The organism is Microvirga sp. CF3016 (assembly GCF_036314085.1).
In the GTDB taxonomy this organism is placed as follows: domain Bacteria; phylum Pseudomonadota; class Alphaproteobacteria; order Rhizobiales; family Beijerinckiaceae; genus Microvirga.
Map to the genome: position 1 here is coordinate 383,472 of NZ_JAYGGM010000001.1, position 16,510 is coordinate 399,981.

Annotated in this window: 15 protein-coding genes and 1 other RNA gene; 12 read left to right on the top strand and 4 right to left on the bottom strand. The window is 62.9% G+C overall.

Annotated elements, in window-relative coordinates; genetic code table 11:
• Position 1 precedes the first annotated feature (1 nt).
• Positions 2-1,396 carry a class II fumarate hydratase gene (fumC, locus tag VB672_RS01965; protein WP_329782479.1) on the bottom strand — a complete coding sequence of 465 codons (1,395 nt, stop codon included), beginning with the start codon at positions 1,394-1,396 and terminating at the stop codon, positions 2-4.
• A gap of 88 nt (positions 1,397-1,484) precedes the next feature.
• Here fumC and VB672_RS01970 point away from each other — a divergent pair, with 88 nt between their 5' ends.
• Complete coding sequence (locus VB672_RS01970; protein ID WP_329782480.1) at positions 1,485-2,900, top strand: cytochrome P450; 1,416 nt, start codon at positions 1,485-1,487, stop codon at positions 2,898-2,900.
• Between the two features lie 22 nt (positions 2,901-2,922).
• Here VB672_RS01970 and VB672_RS01975 read toward each other — a convergent pair whose 3' ends face one another.
• Together VB672_RS01975 and ssrA are read right to left on the bottom strand one after the other, a co-directional pair.
• On the bottom strand, positions 2,923-3,534 hold the full coding sequence (locus VB672_RS01975) for an SspB family protein (RefSeq protein WP_329782481.1): 612 nt from the start codon (positions 3,532-3,534) through the stop codon (positions 2,923-2,925).
• A gap of 23 nt (positions 3,535-3,557) precedes the next feature.
• Positions 3,558-3,914: a transfer-messenger RNA gene (ssrA, locus tag VB672_RS01980) on the bottom strand.
• 157 nt (positions 3,915-4,071) lie between these two features.
• On the opposite strand from ssrA, the gene VB672_RS01985 reads away from it, so the two are divergent.
• The 11 genes from VB672_RS01985 to acs all read left to right on the top strand — a co-directional run bounded on the left by VB672_RS01985 (position 4,072) and on the right by acs (position 13,013).
• Positions 4,072-4,866: a thymidylate synthase gene (locus tag VB672_RS01985; protein WP_329782482.1), complete on the top strand. Its 795-nt coding sequence runs from the start codon at positions 4,072-4,074 to the stop codon at positions 4,864-4,866.
• Positions 4,867-4,872: 6 nt separating this feature from the next.
• Complete coding sequence (locus VB672_RS01990) at positions 4,873-5,178, top strand: DUF2293 domain-containing protein (protein ID WP_329782483.1); 306 nt, start codon at positions 4,873-4,875, stop codon at positions 5,176-5,178.
• A gap of 37 nt (positions 5,179-5,215) precedes the next feature.
• Positions 5,216-5,695 (top strand): GNAT family N-acetyltransferase, encoded by a 480-nt coding sequence (locus VB672_RS01995; RefSeq protein ID WP_329782484.1) that lies wholly within the window; start codon positions 5,216-5,218, stop codon positions 5,693-5,695.
• Positions 5,696-5,753: 58 nt separating this feature from the next.
• Complete coding sequence (locus VB672_RS02000) at positions 5,754-5,981, top strand: AbrB/MazE/SpoVT family DNA-binding domain-containing protein (protein ID WP_329782485.1); 228 nt, start codon at positions 5,754-5,756, stop codon at positions 5,979-5,981.
• Positions 5,978-6,376: a type II toxin-antitoxin system death-on-curing family toxin gene (locus VB672_RS02005; RefSeq protein ID WP_329782486.1), complete on the top strand. Its 399-nt coding sequence runs from the start codon at positions 5,978-5,980 to the stop codon at positions 6,374-6,376. The genes VB672_RS02000 and VB672_RS02005 overlap by 4 nt, the downstream gene beginning before the upstream one ends.
• The gene (locus tag VB672_RS02010) at positions 6,373-6,885 is read left to right on the top strand and encodes a dihydrofolate reductase (RefSeq protein WP_329782487.1); all 513 of its coding nucleotides are present in this window, start codon (positions 6,373-6,375) and stop codon (positions 6,883-6,885) included. The genes VB672_RS02005 and VB672_RS02010 overlap by 4 nt, the downstream gene beginning before the upstream one ends.
• A 135-nt stretch (positions 6,886-7,020) precedes the next feature.
• Positions 7,021-8,166, top strand: a complete 1,146-nt coding sequence (hflK, locus tag VB672_RS02015; RefSeq protein WP_329782488.1) for an FtsH protease activity modulator HflK — start codon at positions 7,021-7,023, stop codon at positions 8,164-8,166.
• Positions 8,163-9,095, top strand: a complete 933-nt coding sequence (gene hflC, locus VB672_RS02020; RefSeq protein ID WP_329782489.1) for a protease modulator HflC — start codon at positions 8,163-8,165, stop codon at positions 9,093-9,095. Before hflK ends, hflC begins: the two co-directional genes overlap by 4 nt.
• A gap of 6 nt (positions 9,096-9,101) precedes the next feature.
• The gene (locus VB672_RS02025; protein ID WP_329782490.1) at positions 9,102-9,293 is read left to right on the top strand and encodes a DUF2065 domain-containing protein; all 192 of its coding nucleotides are present in this window, start codon (positions 9,102-9,104) and stop codon (positions 9,291-9,293) included.
• Between the two features lie 88 nt (positions 9,294-9,381).
• On the top strand, positions 9,382-10,896 hold the full coding sequence (locus VB672_RS02030; protein WP_329782491.1) for a DegQ family serine endoprotease: 1,515 nt from the start codon (positions 9,382-9,384) through the stop codon (positions 10,894-10,896).
• Between the two features lie 173 nt (positions 10,897-11,069).
• On the top strand, positions 11,070-13,013 hold the full coding sequence (gene acs, locus VB672_RS02035) for an acetate--CoA ligase (RefSeq protein ID WP_329782492.1): 1,944 nt from the start codon (positions 11,070-11,072) through the stop codon (positions 13,011-13,013).
• 74 nt (positions 13,014-13,087) lie between these two features.
• On the opposite strand, the gene VB672_RS02040 is transcribed toward acs, so the two are convergent.
• Positions 13,088-16,468 (bottom strand): cadherin domain-containing protein, encoded by a 3,381-nt coding sequence (locus VB672_RS02040; RefSeq protein WP_329782493.1) that lies wholly within the window; start codon positions 16,466-16,468, stop codon positions 13,088-13,090.
• Positions 16,469-16,510: the final 42 nt, after the last annotated feature.

Genomic DNA, 16,510 nt, shown 5'->3' on the forward strand with positions numbered 1-16,510 from the left:
CTTATTCGCCCGGCTGCAGCATCGTCTCGGGGCGCACGACGGCGTGGAAGTGGTCTTCCGCGACGCCGGCTTTGAGAGCCTCTTCCTTGAGCGTCGTGCCGTTCTTGTGGGCCGACTTGGCGATGGCAGCCGCCTTGTCGTAGCCGATGGACGGAGCCAGCGCCGTCACCAGCATCAGCGATCGCTGCATCAGCTCGCTGAGACGCTCCCGGTTCGGCTCGATGCCGACGACGCAGTTGTCGGTGAAGCTGATCGCGCCGTCGGCGATGAGACGGATCGACTGCAGCACCGCGTTCACGATCACCGGTTTGAACACATTGAGCTCGAAATGGCCCTGGCTGCCCGCGAAGGTCACGGTCGTCTGGTTGCCGGCCACCTGGCAGCACAGCATCGTCATGGCCTCGGCCTGAGTCGGGTTCACCTTGCCGGGCATGATGGACGAGCCGGGCTCGTTCTCGGGCAGGGAGATCTCGCCGATGCCCGAGCGCGGGCCGGAACCCATCAGGCGGATGTCGTTGGCGATCTTGAACAGGCCGGCCGCGAGGCTCGCCAGCGCGCCGTGCGTATAGACGAGCGCGTCGTTGGACGCGAGAGCCTCGAATTTGTTGCTGGCCGAGGTGAAGGGAAGCGCCGTGAGCTCGACCACCTTCGAGGCGAAGCGATCGGCGAATTCCGGATGGGCGTTCAGGCCTGTGCCGACGGCGGTGCCGCCCTGAGCGAGGGCATAGATGCCGGGAAGCGTCTGCTCGATGCGGGCGATGCCGAGCTGTACCTGGGCGGCATAGCCGGAGAACTCCTGGCCCAGCGTGACCGGGGTCGCGTCCTGCAGGTGGGTGCGGCCGATCTTCACGATGTCCTTGAAGGCCTCGGCCTTCTCATTCAGCGCCTTGTGCAGGTGCTTCAGGGCGGGGATCAGCCGGTCATGGACCTCGCGGGCGACCGCGATGTGCATGGCGGTCGGGAACGAGTCGTTCGACGACTGGCCCATGTTCACGTGGTCGTTGGGATGAACCGGCTTCTTGCTGCCGCGCTCGCCGCCGAGACGCTCGATGGCGAGGTTCGACAGGACCTCATTCATGTTCATGTTGGACTGGGTGCCCGAGCCCGTCTGATAGACCACGAGCGGGAATTCGTCGTCGTACTTGCCCTGCACCACGTCGGCGGCCGCCGCCGCGATGGCATCGGCCAGACGCGGCTCCAGCTTGCCCAGATCCTTGTTCACGAGCGCGGAGGCCTGCTTTACGATGGCCAGCGCATGGACCAGGGGAAGGGGCATCCGGTCCGTCCCGATGCGGAAGTTCTGGAGCGAACGCTGCGTCTGGGCGCCCCAGAGCTTGTCGGCTGCAACTTCGATGGGCCCGAAGGTATCTGTTTCGATGCGGGTTGAGGGCGACATCCTGACCTCTTTCGATGGAGTTGCGTGTTCTTATCTCAAATAGTGGCGCTCGCAACTGCGAACGCGCATGGAGGCCTCGTCAATTCGCATGAGCGACACCCTGGAAGCGTCCCTGTTCCGCCCGCCTCACCCGAAGCCCCGCACCGAGCCGCTGGGCATGGTGGCCTTCCTGAGGGCCGTGCGCGAGAACCCCCTGAACACCTGGATGGAGGCTCATTTCGAGGAGTCGATCCTCACCGGCGAGGGGGCGCTCGGCCGCATGACCGTGGTGAACGATCCCGCCGTCATCCGCCACATCCTCGTGGACAACGCCGCGAACTACCGGAAAGACGATCTGCAGATCCGGATTCTGGCGCCGGGCCTCGGACGGGGGCTCGTCACGGCCGAGGGCGACGAATGGCGGCTCCAGCGCCGCACCATCGCGCCGCTCTTCACCCCCCGCCACGTGGGCAGCTTCTTCCCGGCCATGGTCGAGGCGGCCGATCGTCTCGTGCGGCGCTGGCAGCGCCGTCCGGAGGGCCGGGTGGTGGACGCCTCCCTGGACATGACCCGGGTCACCCTCGACGTGCTGGAGCGGACGATCTTCACCCAGGGCGTGCCCAAGGATCCCGATGCGCTCGGTCGCGCCATCACCCGTTATTTCAACAGCATAGGTCGGGTCGATCCGCTCGACATCTTCGGCTTTCCCGACTGGGTGCCGAGGATCGGTCGCCTGCGCGCAAGGCCGTCGATCCGGTTCTTCGAGGAGACGGTGAACGAGCTGATCGATGCCCGAAGGGCCTTGCTCGCCCGCGGCGAGCCGGCGCCCCGCGACCTGCTGACCCTGCTTCTGGAGGCGGCGGACCCCGAGACGGGCAAGGGACTGAGCGACATCGAGGTGCGGACCAACATCGTCACCTTCATCGGCGCCGGGCACGAGACCACGGCCAATGCGCTGTCCTGGTCGCTCTATCTCCTGTCCCAGGACGAGCGCGCCCGCGCCCACGTGGAGCGGGAGGCGGACGAGGTGCTGGGGGAGGGGCCGCTCGAGCCGCATCATCTGGAAAAGCTCGTCTATACCCGTGCCGTCATCGACGAGGCCGTGCGCCTTTATCCGCCGGCACCCTATATGAGCCGCACGGCGATCGGCGACGACCGGATCGGGGAGGTGGAGATTCCGGCAGGCTCGATGGTGGCGATCGCCCCTTACGTGCTGCATCGCCACAAGAGGCTCTGGGACGAGCCCGACGCCTTCCGTCCCGAGCGCTTCCTGCCGGAGAACCGCAGCCGGATCGACCGTTTCGCCTATCTGCCGTTCGGGGCCGGGCCGCGGGTCTGCATCGGGGCGAGCTTCTCCCTGCAGGAGGCCGTGATCGTCCTGGCGACCATCGCCCGCTCCATGCGGCTCGATCTGGTGGCAGGGCACGAGGTCACGCCCGTGCAGCGGATCACCCTGAGGCCGAAGGGCGGCTTGCCCATGCGTCTTACGCAGCGCGCTCCGAAGAGGGCGTCGGCAACGGCCTGAAACCAGGAAGAAGTCGGAAGGCTCAGTTCTTCTTGCGGAAGGCGTCGAGGCTGACCACCTCGGCGCTGCCGGGAGCGCCCGTCTCCGATGGATCGGCCTTGTCGTCCCGAGATTCGGTCTCGGCCTTTGCCGCAGGCGCCTTTTCGGGAGCGGGCTTCTTCTCCGCCGCCGGCAGAGGCTTGCGAGGCTGCTTCAGCTCGACCGGTTCGGAGGCGGTGCCGCGGATCGGCTGCGGAATGGCGGGAGCCTCGTCGGTCTCGTCCTCCTCATCCTCGTCCTGGCTGTCGAACTTGAGGCCGAACTGGACGGATGGGTCGAAGAAGCCAGTGAGCGCATCGAACGGAATGAGCAGCCGTTCCGGGATGCCCGAGAAGGACAGCCCGACCTCGAAGGTGTGCTCGGTGACGTTGAGGTCCCAGAACTGGTGCTGCAGGACGATGGTCATCTCCTGAGGATATTTCTCGCGCAGGCGGTTCGAGAGGCGAACGCCGGGGAAATCCGTCTGGAAGGAGATGTAGAAATGGTGCTCGCCCGGCAGCCCATCCTTGGCATCGATCAGCACCTTGCGCACGACGCCCTTGAGCGCGTCCTGCACCAGAAGATCGTAGCGGATCAGGTCTTTACCACCGGCCATAAGCGAGCCCTTGCAGAAACAAAAGTGGAGGCTTCTGTTGCCAGGTGCCTCCGGACCCCGCCTTACGGTGCTAACCGCAAGGGCTTTGAGTCGGCTTTAGGGACCGCTTACGCAGCCACTGCAACCGGAGCATAGTTGTCGTTGGCAACTATAGATTCGGCCCGATAACGGCGGAACCATGCCGAGCGAAAGTCTACCCTTTACGCCCTCGTCGATCCTATTTCGCCCCCGCCGAAACCCAAGCTGAGTCTGGGCTTTGGTGGAGGCGCCGGGTACCGCCCCCGGGTCCGATGGGTTTATTCCGATAGCCGTTTATCGCCATAGTCGGTCGTGAGACCGACAACTCCAATATAGGTGGCACGGATGAATTTTGAAAGGGCGAGGATCGCCGCGACACCCATGAAAGTGTGACATAGACACCCGCCTCATCCGTGTGTCCCATTGTCACCTTCGGGGGGTTAACTGATTCACAGAAATGGATAAGTCCCGACTCGGCGGAACGGAGCCGCTGCCGTATGATTGGGCCAGGAGCACCCCATGCAAGCCTATCTCGATCTCATCCGCCGCATCATGGACGAGGGCGTCCGCAAGGACGACCGGACCGGAACCGGGACGATTTCCGTCTTCGGCCACCAGATGCGCTTCGATCTCAGTCAAGGCTTTCCGCTCGTCACCACCAAGAAGCTGCACCTGCGCTCCATCGTCCATGAATTGCTGTGGTTCCTGAAGGGCGACACCAACATCCGCTATCTCAAGGAGAACGGCGTCTCGATCTGGGACGAGTGGGCCGACGAGAACGGCGATCTTGGCCCCGTCTACGGCAAGCAATGGCGCTCCTGGGCGAAGCCCGACGGCGGCACGGTGGACCAGATCCGCTGGGTGCTCGACGAGATCCGCCGCAACCCCGACAGCCGCCGCCTGATCGTCTCCGCCTGGAACCCGGCAGACCTCGACAAGATGGCGCTCGCGCCCTGCCATTGCCTGTTCCAGTTCTATGTTGCGGAGGGGCGGCTCTCCTGCCAGCTCTACCAGCGCTCGGCGGACGTGTTCCTGGGCGTTCCGTTCAACATCGCGTCCTACGCGCTGCTCACGCATATGATGGCGCAGGCAACGGGGCTGCAGCCCGGCGATTTCGTCCATTCCTTCGGGGATGCGCATCTCTACCTGAACCACCTGGAGCAGGCGCGCCTCCAGCTCTCGCGGGAACCGCGGGCTCTGCCGAAGTTGCGTCTCAATCCGTCCGTCCGCTCGCTCTTCGATTTCACCTATGACGACATCGCCATCGAAGATTACGATCCGCATCCGGCTATCAAGGCGCCTGTGGCAGTCTGAAGCCAGATGAATCGGCGCGAAGCCATCGAGAGCGCCGTCCGCATTCTGGCCCCGCGCATCACGCGGCACGAATTCGAGGCTGTGACCGATCATGCCCTGGGCAGCCGGGGGTTGCACACCGCTTCGCCCGAAACGGCCGCCTGGCTGTCGCTGACGTCCTATATCCGGCACAGGCTGACCGACTACGACGCGCTGCTGGACGACGGCTACGACCAGGAGAGCGCCCGCTTCTTCGTGCTCGACGACATGAATGCCATCCTGGAGGAATGGGGCTCTCCACGACGCGTTCAAGCCGAAGACGAACCCGAATAGGCTCGACAGCAGCGATCACTTCCGACACAACAGCTGCATGAGTCTCGTCATCCGCAGAGCCGAAGAGCGCGATGCTCCGGTGATCTTCAGATTCATCCGCGAACTCGCCGAGTACGAGCATCTGGCCCATGAGGTCGATGCCACCGAGGCAGATATCGCGAATGCGCTTTTCGGCCCAAATCCAAGGGTCTTCGCGGATATCGCCGAGTGGGAAGGGCAACCTGCCGGCTTTGCCCTCTGGTTCTACAACTTCTCGACCATCCGTGGCCGCCACGGGGTCTATCTGGAAGACCTTTTCGTCAGCCCGGCCTTCCGCTCGAAGGGGGTCGCGCGAGCGCTGCTGAAGCATCTCGCCCGCCGCTGCATCGATGAAGGCTTGACCCGTCTCGAATGGTGGGTGTTGGACTGGAACGAGCGGGCCCTGCGGGTCTACCGCTCCATCGGGGCCGTTCCGTTGGATGATGGAACCGTGCAGCGGATGACCGGCGAGGCGCTGAGACAGCTGGCGGAAGGCTAGTAGATTGCATTCTCATTATTATTTTCGTTATAATCGTTTCTGCTCGTGAGGCTTAGTCATGACAGTTGAAGTCAAGGTAACCCAGGTTGGCTCATCTCTTGGTGTCGTTCTTCCAAGATCCATCCTTGACCGTCTGAAGGTGGGCAAGGGCGATCACCTGCACGTGGTCGAGACAGCAACGGGGATCGTTCTGACACCGCTTGATCCTGAAGTGCAGGAGCAACTGAAGGCGATGGATGAGGTGATCGTCGAGTACCGCGAGACCCTCGACGCCCTGTCCAAATGACGGAACCAAGATGGATCAAGCGCCAAGCATTACTGCTCAAGCACGCCGAATCCTTGCGTCTTTTCGGTGGTGCGGAGGGGTTGCGCGATGAGGGAATGCTGGATTCCGCTTTGGCACGACCCGTCAATGCCTGGTCCTATCGGGGCGAAACGCGCACCGAATACCTTGCGGCAGCTTATGCTTTCGGATTGAGCAAGAACCATCCCTTCATCGACGGGAACAAGCGAGCAGCCTTTATCGCCTATGTGGGTTTTCTGAAGCTCAACGGCTTCAATCTCGTGGCTTCTCAGCCTGACGCCTATCGCACGATGATCGACCTTGCTGCCGGCGCCATGGGTGAAGAAGAATTTGCTGAATGGATCAGGATGAACATCACACCCCGGCGGATCGCATGACCATCCCTCTCATCCTCGTCGTCGCCGTTGCCGAGAACGGTGTGATCGGGCGCGACAACCAACTCCTCTGGCGCATCAAGACTGATCTCGGACGCTTCCGTAGGCTCACCATGGGCAAGCCGATGATCATGGGACGCAAGACCTTCCAGTCCATCGGCAAGCCCCTGCCGGGACGGGAGACGATCGTGCTGACCCGCGATGCGGATTTCGCGGCCGACGGGGTGCATGTGGTCCATACCTGGGATGAGGCCGTGGCCAAGGGGGCCAAGCTTGCGGCCGAGATGGGGGCCAATTCCATCGCGGTTGCCGGGGGAGCGGAAATTTATGCTCTGGCTCTCCCGCAGGTGCAGAGCATATTCCTGACGAAGGTTCATGTTGCGCCCGAGGGCGATGCCGTCTTTCCTGATTTCGACCGGTCACGATTCAGCGAGACAAGGCGTGAAGACCATCCGAAGGGGCCCGATGACGAGCATCCGTTTACCTTTATTGATCTCGAACGACGTCCCTGACCCTGTTCAAGGTTGACGAAGCTCTCTGCAATCCCCAATTCGCAGGCTTGACAGGCGGAAGAGGTAACACCCACAACCGTCTAGAGGTTTCAACGGCTGTCTCGGCCGTTCATCAAGAGTGAGGAAAGGCGTCCTATGCCTTGGAGTAACCAAAGCGGCGGCGGCGGCCCCTGGGGGCAACGTGGCGGATCGGGAGGCGGCAAGAGCCCATGGGGCTCCGGCGGCCCTCAGGGGAACGGTACTCCCCCCGACCTCGAAGACATTCTGCGCCGCAGCCAGGATCGCCTGAAAGACTTCATCCCCGGTGGCTCCATGGGGGGCAGGGGGCTGATCATCCTCGCTCTGGGCGTGATCGCCGTCTGGTTGCTCACCGGCTTCTACACGGTGCGGCCGAACGAGGTCGGCATCAACATGATCTTCGGCAGGTTCACGGGAACCTCTGGAGAAGGTCTGCGCTACAACTTGCCGTACCCGATCGGCCGCGTGATCAAGCCGAACGTGACCGCGCAGCAGCGCGTCGAGGTGGGCTACCGCTCCACGCCGACCGGGCAGGGACGGGCCCGTGACGTGATCGAGGAAAGCCTGATGCTGACCGCCGACGAGAACATCGTCGATATCGATTTCGATGCGGTCTGGCAGGTCAATCCCGCACGACCGGATCACTATGTCTTCAATCTCCAGAACCCTGACGGCACCATCAAGTCCGTGGCCGAGAGCGCCATGCGCGAGGTCATCGGCCGCCGCAACATCCAGGCCATTCTGACCACCGAGCAGGCCAGCGTCGCCCAGGAAGTGCGCCAGATCATGCAGGAAGCCCTCGATGCCTACGGCGCCGGCGTCCTGATCAACGTGGTTCAGCTCCAGGCCGTCCAGCCGCCGTCAGAGGTGCGCCAGGCCTTCTTCGACGTGAACGCCGCCCAGCAGGATGCGGTGCGCGTCCAGAACGAGGCCGGCGCCTTCGCCAGCCGCGTGGTGCCCGAGGCCCGAGGCGAGGCTGCCCGCACCGTGCAGCAGGCCGAGGCCTACCGGGAACAGTCGGTGGCCGACGCGACCGGTCAGGCGGCCCGTTTCCGCCAGGTCTATGAAGAGTACCGCAAGGCTCCGGAGGTCAGCCGCGAGCGTATCTTCCTCGAGACCATGGAGCGTGTCTTCGGCGGGCTCGAGAAGATCATCGTCGACCAGAACGGACAAGGCGTCGTGCCCTTCCTGCCTCTCACCCAGCAGAACCAGCGCCCGCAGCCGCAGGGCAATGCCACCAACCCGCAGGGAGCCACGCGATGAACGGTTCTACTCTTCGCACAGTGGTCCTGATTGCACTCGTTCTCGTGGCGATCGTTCTCTACAGCGCGACGTTCATCGTGCAGCAGACCCAGTACGCGCTGGTTCTGCGCTTCGGTGCGGTGCAATCCGCTATTTCGGAGCCAGGCCTGAAGTTCAAGATGCCGCTGGTCGACACTGTGACCTTTTTCGAGAAGCGCGTGCTTGATCTCGACCTGCCGGTCCAGACCATCCTGTCGGCCGACCGGCAGAACCTGGAGGTCGATGCCTTCACGCGCTATCGCATCGTCGATCCGCTGCGGTTCTATCAGGCTGTCGGCAATATCGCGCTTGCCAACCAGCGCCTGCAGAGCTTCACCAACTCGGCCATGCGCAACATCCTGGCAAGCGCCTCGCGCGATGCCATCGTCCGCACCGAGCGTGCAGACCTGATGAACCGCATTCAAGCCGACGTGAACCGGCAGGCGGCAAGCCTTGGCATCGAGATGGTCGACGTGCGTCTCACCCGCGTCGATCTGCCCAGCCAGAACAGCCAGGCTGTTTATCAGCGGATGCGTACCGAGCGTGAGCGCGAGGCGGCGGATCTTCGCGCCAACGGCAACCAGCAGGCGCAGACCATCCGCGCCAGGGCCGAACGCGAGGCGACGATCATCAGGGCCGAGGCCAATCAGAAGGCCGAGGAGCTGCGCGGCGAGGGCGATGCCAACCGCAACCGCATTCTGGCGGAGGCTTTCGGGCAGGATCCGGAGTTCTTCTCCTTCTTCCGCTCGATGCAGGCTTATGAAACCGGTCTCAAGGGAACGGATACCCGGCTCGTGCTGAGCCCGGATTCCGATTTCTTCCGCTATTTCAACGACCCTGCCGGTCGAAGGAATGGTGGAGGCGCGAACCGGTTCGCTCCAGCGCCGGTCCAGCCGGCTCCAGCCCAATAGCCCCTGATGATGGACCTGATTGCAGCCCTCGGCCTCGCTCTCGCGGTCGAGGGCATCCTGTTTGCGGCCTTCCCGGACGGCATGCGTCGGGCCATGTACGAGGCGGCCCACAGCCCGAGCGACCAGATGCGGATCGTCGGGATCATATCGGCGCTCATCGGGCTCGGGGTGATCTGGCTGGTGCGGCAGTTCGGCTAAGCGGCGGCCAAGCCTCCGCTGCAATATCCGCTTGAATGGCGGGGCCAAATACCAATCTATATGCCTATTCTCCGAGAGAGGTTTATCGATGAACACAGCCACGAATGCGCTGGCGCCTTCCAAGACGGCGCTGCCCCAGCGTCCCCTGCGCCGGTTGGCCGCGTCCTGCTTCGCGGTCTTCACGATTGTCGCAACGGCTGCCATGCCGCTGCCCGCCTATGCCCGTTCCGCGCCTGAATCCTTTGCCGATCTGGCCGAGGAGGTCACCGGCGCCGTGGTCAACATCTCGGCTTCGACGACCGTCGAGGCCCGCAACCGGACCCTCCCTCAGCTGCCGCCCGGAACTCCGTTCGAGGATCTCTTCGAGGAGTTCTTCAACCGCCGCGGCCAAGGCGGCAACGGGGAGAGCGGTCCCTCGCGGCCGCGCAGCTCGAACTCTCTCGGCTCCGGCTTCGTGATCGACCCGTCGGGCATCGTGGTGACGAACAACCACGTGATCGGCGATGCCAATGACATCAGCGTGATCTTCCCGGACGGCACGCGCCTGAAGGCCGAGATCGTCGGCAAGGATTCCAAGGTCGACCTGGCCGTTCTGAAGGTGAAGTCCGACAAGCCTCTCAAGGCGGTGAAGTTCGGCGATTCCGAGTCCATCCGCCCCGGCGACTGGGTGATGGCGATCGGCAATCCCTTCGGCCTCGGCGGCTCCGTGACGGCAGGCATCGTGTCGGCCCGCGGCCGCAACATCGATTCCGGCCCCTACGACAACTACATTCAGACCGACGCCTCCATCAACAAGGGCAATTCCGGCGGCCCGCTCTTCAACATGAACGGCGAGGTCATCGGCATCAACACGGCCATTCTCTCCCCGACGGGCGGCTCGGTCGGCATCGGCTTCGCGGTGCCCGCATCCACGGCCGTCCCGATCATCGACCAGTTGCGCCAGTTCGGCGAGACCCGGCGCGGATGGCTCGGTGTGCGCATCCAGAACGTGGATGACGCCACCGCCGAGGCGCTGAACCTCGGCACGGCGCGCGGCGCCCTGATCGCCGGCATCGACGAGAAGGGTCCCGCCAAGCCGGCAGGCCTTGAGGTTGGCGACGTGATCGTTCGCTTCGACGGCCGGGAGGTCAAGGATTCCCGCGACCTGCCGCGAATCGTGGCGTCGAGCCCCGTCGGCAAGGCCGTCGATGTGGCCATCGTCCGTAAGGGCCAGGAGATGACAAAGCAGGTCACCCTGGGCCGTCTCGAGGACACCGAGAAGCAGGCCAGCCTGCAGCAGCCCTCGACCGAACCGCCCTCGGTCACCCGCCAGGCGCTCGGCCTCAACATGTCCGGCATGACGGACGAGCTTCGCCGCCGCTTCAGCCTGAAGGACGACCTGAAGGGCGTGGTGATCACCCGCGTCGACCCAAACTCTTCGGCCTCCGACAAGCGAATTCAGGCCGGTGAGGTCATCGTCGAGGTCAATCAGGAGCCCGTGACGAACCCAGCCGACGTGACCAAGAAGATCGACGATCTCAAGGCGCAGGGCCGCAAGTCCGCGCTGCTCCTGGTGGCCAATGCCCAGGGTGAGGTACGCTTCGTCGCCCTCTCGATCGAGTAGGCGACGATCGTTCAGCATCATCAAGGGCGGTCTTCGGCCGCCCTTTTTCTTTGTCTATCGTTCTTTATTTAGAACAATATGGTTGACATAGCGTCCTGCTCTGGGGAATGGAAGCGCTCCGTCCCTCCACGAACTATCGGCTCCGACCGAGCCGGTGTGCACGATCAGAGCCCATGACCCAGCACGTCTTCCCCGTTCCTGCCGCCCTGCAGTCAACCGCGCATGTGGACGCGCAGACCTACCGGGATCTCTATCAGCGCTCCCTCGCCGATCCGGAGGGCTTCTGGCGCGAGCAGGCACAGATCCTGGACTGGATGAAGCCTTTCACGAGGGTGAAGAACACCCATTACTCGCTCGACGACGTGACCATCGAATGGTTCGCGGACGGAACGCTGAACGCTTCGTTCAATTGTCTCGACCGGCACGCCCACGAGCGCGGTGAAGATGCGGCGATCCTGTGGGAGGGCGACACGCCTGGCGACACCCGGACGGTCTCCTGGAGGAGCCTTCAGCAGGAGGTCTCCCGCCTTGCCAATGCCCTGAAGGTGCTTGGGGTCAGGAAAGGCGATTTCGTCAGCGTCTATCTTCCCGTCGTGCCTGAGGCCGTCGCGGCCATGCTGGCCTGCGCCCGGATCGGGGCCGTCCACTCCGTGGTCTTCAGCGGCTTTTCGGCGGAAGCTCTGGCAGGCCGCATCGAGGATTGCCGCTCGCGGGTGCTGATCACGGCGGACGAGGGAATGCGGGCCGGCAAGCCCGTGCCGCTCAAGAAGAACGCCGATGCCGCGCTCGAAAACCTTCCCTTCGTCGAGCACGTGCTCGTGGTGCGCCGCACCGGGCGCGAGGTTCCCATGCAAGCCGGGCGCGACCGCTGGTACGACGAGGCTCTGGCCGAAGCGTCCGACGTGTGCGAGCCCGACGAGGTCGGCGCCGAGGACCCGCTCTTCGTGCTCTACACTTCGGGCTCCACGGGTAAGCCGAAGGGCATGCTGCACACCACCGGCGGCTATCTCGTCCATGCGGCCGCAAGCTTTAGGGCGATGTTCGATTACCACCCGGGCGACATCCACTTCTGCACGGCGGATGTGGGCTGGGTGACGGCGCATACCTACCTGATCTACGGACCGCTCGCGAACGGCGCCACCATCGTGCTGTTCGAGGGCGTGCCGACTTGGCCGGATGCCTCCCGCTGGTGGCAGATCATCGAGACCTACAGGGTCAACATCTTTTACACGGCGCCGACCGCCATCCGCTCCCTCATGCGCGATGGAGAGGCCCCGGTGCGCAGGCACGACCTGTCGTCGCTGAAGGTCATGGGATCCGTGGGCGAGCCGATCAACCCGGAAGCCTGGCTCTGGTATCACGAGGTCGTCGGGGGAGGGCGATGCCCGATTGTCGATACCTACTGGCAAACCGAGACCGGTGCCGTTCTCCTCTGCCCGCTCCCCGGCGCCACGGACCTGAAGCCGGGCTCGGCAACGAAGCCCTTCTTCGGCGTGCGACCGGCGCTTCTGAATGGTGATGGAACCATTGTGGAAGGCGAGGGAGCCGGCCATCTGTGCTTCGCCGATTCATGGCCCGGACAGGCCCGCACGATTCTCGGCGATCGCGAACGTTTCCTGAAAACCTACTTCAGCACCTTCCCGGGCTATTATTTCACCGGCGACGGCGCGCGGCGCGACCAGGATGGCGACTACTGGATCACAGGCCGTCTGGATGACGTGATCAACGTCTCGGGCCATCGGCTCGGGACCGTGGAAGTCGAGTCCGCTCTGGCGTCGCACCCCGCCGTGGCGGAGGCTGCCGTGGTGGGCATGCCTCACGAGATCAAGGGCCAGGGCATCTTCGCCTTCGTGACGCTGAAAGAGGGGATTACCGAGAGCGACGAGCTGCGCCGCGACCTCGTCCAGGTCGTCCGTACCCGCATCGGTCCGATCGCCACGCCGGACCGGATCGAATGGGCGCCGCATCTGCCTAAGAACCGCTCGGGCAAGATCCTGCGCCGCATCCTCACCCGCATTGCCGCCGGCGATTACGAGAACCACGGCGACACCTCGACAATCGCCGATCCGTCGATCGTGGCTGAGATCGTCAGGCGGGTTCAGTTGCACAACGTCTGATCAAGACCTACGTGATGAGAAGGGCGATCCTGAGGCTCGCCCTCTCGACACTTTGCTTATGCGCATTGGCGGGATCAGATGATCAGGAAGTCCTTCGCCGTGAGTGCCAGACCCTTCTTCAGCAAGGCGATCTGCACAGCTTCCTTGCTCCCGGTTCCATCCGCATCATAGAAAAGCTTGCCGTTATCCGCGTCGTAGACGATGCGATCCGAGGTGGTGTGCGCCTCGGAGCCGATCCAGAACGCGCCTTTGGACAGGCTACCTTTGGGGCCGGCGGCCTTGAAGATGGCTTTGGCGAGATGGATCGTATCGTCCTTGACCGAGAAGTCGGTGATCCGATCGATATTTCCTGCGCCAGGCTTGGTATCGAAGACGAAGACGTCCTTTCCTGCGCCGCCTGTCAGCGTATCGGCGCCGAGACCGCCGGAGATGACGTCCTTGCCCTGGCCGCCAAAGAGCCGGTCCGCACCGGCATCGCCGCTGAGGGAGTCATTCCCTGCTCCGCCGGTGAGAAGGTCGTTCCCGAGGCCTCCGGAGAAGACGTCCTCGCCCGCGCCTCCGACGATGGTGTCGTTGCCGTCGGAACCATCGGTGGATTCGTCTTCCTCGTCCTCGACTTGGATGACGAAGGACTTCACGAAGCTGAGATTGTGCGAATCGGTCACGCGGACCTGCACCACGTGAGACGCTTGCGTCTCATAGTCGAGCTTCGCGCCGTTCTTCACCACCAGTTCATCGCCGACGATCCCAAAGCGACCGCCCGCATCGTCGAGAAGAGTATAGGTCAGGTTGTCGCCTGCATCCTGATCCTTGCCGATGAGAAGCCCCACGACCGTGCCGTTGTCGCTGTTCTCGGCAACCGCATCGTCGGACAGAACGATGTCGGTGGGTGCGTGGTTGTCCGGCGGAGGCGGGTTCTCGTTGACGTCCTTCACGATGATGGTGAAGACCTTCGTGTCCGAAAGGCCGCGGCCGTCGGATACGCGGACCCGCACCGTGTGCGAGGAGCTCGCCTCGTAGTCGAGGCGGCTGCCATCCGCGACGACGATCGTGTTGTTCTCGATTTTGAAGCGGCCGTCGCTGTTGTCGAGCAGCTCGTAGGTCAGCGGATCCCCGTCGGGATCGTGAGCTGCAACAGTTCCCACAATCGTGCCGGTTGCGGCATTCTCCAGCACGATCGAACCAAGCAAGTCCTCGATCTCTGGGGATTGGTTGCTCGGCGGCGTATCGGGCCGGTCACGAACATGGATGGTGAACGTCGCTTCCCTGAAACCGCCCCGTCCGTCGCTGACCTGGACGCGGATCGGGTGCGTCTGCGCCGTCTCGTAGTCGAGCTTCGTTCCATCCGCCACGACCACCCGATTGTGTTCGATCTTGAAACGCCCGCCGGCATCGTCGAGCAGGCTGAAGCTCAGAGGATCGCCGTCCGGGTCGGCGCCATGCAGATAGCCGACGACTGCACCTGTGGGGGAGTTTTCCAGGACCTGAACCCCATCCAGCATCAGCATGGTCGGATCCTGATTGTCCGGGGGCGGGTTCTGATCTTCGTTCACGTCGGTGACGGTGATGGTGAACCGCTTGAGGGTCATGCCTCCATGGCTGTCCGTCGCCCGCACCCAGATGTCGTGAGCCATGGCCGTTTCGTAATCGAGCTTGGACCCGTTGAGAACGAGCAGCCGGTGACCGTCGAGAGTAAATCGTCCGCCCGCATTGTCGACGAGTTCCAGCTGAACCGGGTCGTTGTCCGGATCCGCGACATAGATGTTGCCGACATAGGTCCCGGACGGCACGTTCTCCGGAACGTAGCCACCGATCAGGAGAACCTCCGGCGCATGGTTCTGCGGCGGGTTCTCGACGGCCTTCAGAATGTCTTCGTAGTGCCAGACTGTTCCGTCCGAGAAAACGATGTGGTCAATACTCGGGTTTTTCGTATCGCCATCGAAATAAGCTTGAATGTTCAGATGGGCTCCGGTCGATTCCGGTCCTTTTGTGATAAGCAGACTGCTGTGAAACGACCGCTTGAAGCTAAACTCATCGGCAGTGCCGTTGATCTTCAGGATGTCAACGCCACCTATATCGAGGATCTGATCGGTGGTGCCGGACTCGGCGCCCCAGATATAGGTATCGTCACCGTCGCCACCACATAGAACGTCACTGTCTGAGCCGCCATCGAGCGTATCGTTCTCGTTGCCGGCTTCAAGATAGTCGTCGCCTGCATCGCCATTGAGCGAGCTGTTCCCATCATATGCAACAATGTAGTCGTCGCCTGCGCCGCCGTTGAGCGAGTTGTTGCCATTAAATGTAAGGATGGTGTCGCCACCGCCGAGGCTATAGACCTGTACGTCGCCCTGATCCACGAATATGTCATCGCGGCCTTCCGTCCCATAGATGATGTTTGGCGGCGGGCTCTCCGGCATATCCTTGATCTTGATGTCGAAGGTCCGCGTCAGCGTTCCGCCACGGCCATCGGACGCTTCGATCGTCACGATCTGCACTGGGCGTGTTTCGTAATCGAGAACGGCGCCCTCACGGAGAAAGATCTGGTTCCCTTTCAGAACGAAAGGACTGTCCTGATTGATGATACGATAGGTGAGCTGATCCCCGTCCGGGTCGCTGCCGAAAATCTGACCGACTGCGTATCCCCCTTGTGCATTCTCCGGCACGTCCGCGGCCCAGACGAAGAGATCATTCGGAGCCTGGTTCTGTGGAGGTGGCGGAGGCTCAATCACACGGTCGAGGATCTCAAGGGTGAAGGTTTCTTCGGCCGTTGCGCCTGAGGAATCCGTCACGAGAACCCGAATATTGTGGAAGCGCGCGGTTTCGTAGTCGATGAGACTCCAATCGGCGACGCGGACAGTATGACCATCAAGACGGAAGCGGCCGCCCGCATCGTCCAGGAGAGTATAGGTCAACGCGTCGCCATTCTCGTCATGCGCGCGGACCCAGCCGACCGCTGGATCAAAGCCCGGGTATCCTTCCGTGACGCGTCCGCCGTCGAGGCGAAGGATTTCAGGGCCTATGTTTTCGGACGGAATCAGCGGGCCGGTCAGCGCCGCCAGAACCTGCTCACGATTCCATGTGGTGCCGTCAGCAAAGACGATCGCTTGGAGAGGCCCGTTGCTGTAAAAAAACTGAGCTACATCGAGATGAGCGGTATGTCCGAATTGAATTCGGAGGCTGCGTCCATCCATGTTTAAGGACGAGAACGTCAGTTCCGAGGCAAGCGCATCGATTTGGATGGTATAGTTCCCATCCTGATCGTCGATGCGGTCGCGGCCTCCGGTAACGGGATCCCATCGATAGATGTCGTGGCCGTTGCCGCCGTTCAGCCAATCGGAGCCGGCTCCTCCATCAAGGATGTCGCTCCCGTCGTAACCTGCGATGAAATCACTCCCGCTCGTTCCGACGAGCTCATCATTTTCGGTCGTGCCGTAGATCCTGTTCGTCATCGACATGGCAAAGGCTCCCATAGGAATCTTAGCATATCAATATGTTAT

Excerpts from the sequence above, each read along its gene's own strand:
- fumC (WP_329782479.1), bottom strand. The coding sequence starts at position 1,396 with ATGTCGCCCTCAACCCGCATCGAAACAGATACCTTCGGGCCCATCGAA.
- VB672_RS01970 (WP_329782480.1), top strand. The coding sequence starts at position 1,485 with ATGAGCGACACCCTGGAAGCGTCCCTGTTCCGCCCGCCTCACCCGAAG.
- VB672_RS01975 (WP_329782481.1), bottom strand. The coding sequence starts at position 3,534 with ATGGCCGGTGGTAAAGACCTGATCCGCTACGATCTTCTGGTGCAGGAC.
- VB672_RS01985 (WP_329782482.1), top strand. The coding sequence starts at position 4,072 with ATGCAAGCCTATCTCGATCTCATCCGCCGCATCATGGACGAGGGCGTC.
- VB672_RS01990 (WP_329782483.1), top strand. The coding sequence starts at position 4,873 with ATGAATCGGCGCGAAGCCATCGAGAGCGCCGTCCGCATTCTGGCCCCG.
- VB672_RS01995 (WP_329782484.1), top strand. The coding sequence starts at position 5,216 with ATGAGTCTCGTCATCCGCAGAGCCGAAGAGCGCGATGCTCCGGTGATC.
- VB672_RS02000 (WP_329782485.1), top strand. The coding sequence starts at position 5,754 with ATGACAGTTGAAGTCAAGGTAACCCAGGTTGGCTCATCTCTTGGTGTC.
- VB672_RS02005 (WP_329782486.1), top strand. The coding sequence starts at position 5,978 with ATGACGGAACCAAGATGGATCAAGCGCCAAGCATTACTGCTCAAGCAC.
- VB672_RS02010 (WP_329782487.1), top strand. The coding sequence starts at position 6,373 with ATGACCATCCCTCTCATCCTCGTCGTCGCCGTTGCCGAGAACGGTGTG.
- hflK (WP_329782488.1), top strand. The coding sequence starts at position 7,021 with ATGCCTTGGAGTAACCAAAGCGGCGGCGGCGGCCCCTGGGGGCAACGT.
- hflC (WP_329782489.1), top strand. The coding sequence starts at position 8,163 with ATGAACGGTTCTACTCTTCGCACAGTGGTCCTGATTGCACTCGTTCTC.
- VB672_RS02025 (WP_329782490.1), top strand. The coding sequence starts at position 9,102 with ATGATGGACCTGATTGCAGCCCTCGGCCTCGCTCTCGCGGTCGAGGGC.
- VB672_RS02030 (WP_329782491.1), top strand. The coding sequence starts at position 9,382 with ATGAACACAGCCACGAATGCGCTGGCGCCTTCCAAGACGGCGCTGCCC.
- acs (WP_329782492.1), top strand. The coding sequence starts at position 11,070 with ATGACCCAGCACGTCTTCCCCGTTCCTGCCGCCCTGCAGTCAACCGCG.
- VB672_RS02040 (WP_329782493.1), bottom strand. The coding sequence starts at position 16,468 with ATGTCGATGACGAACAGGATCTACGGCACGACCGAAAATGATGAGCTC.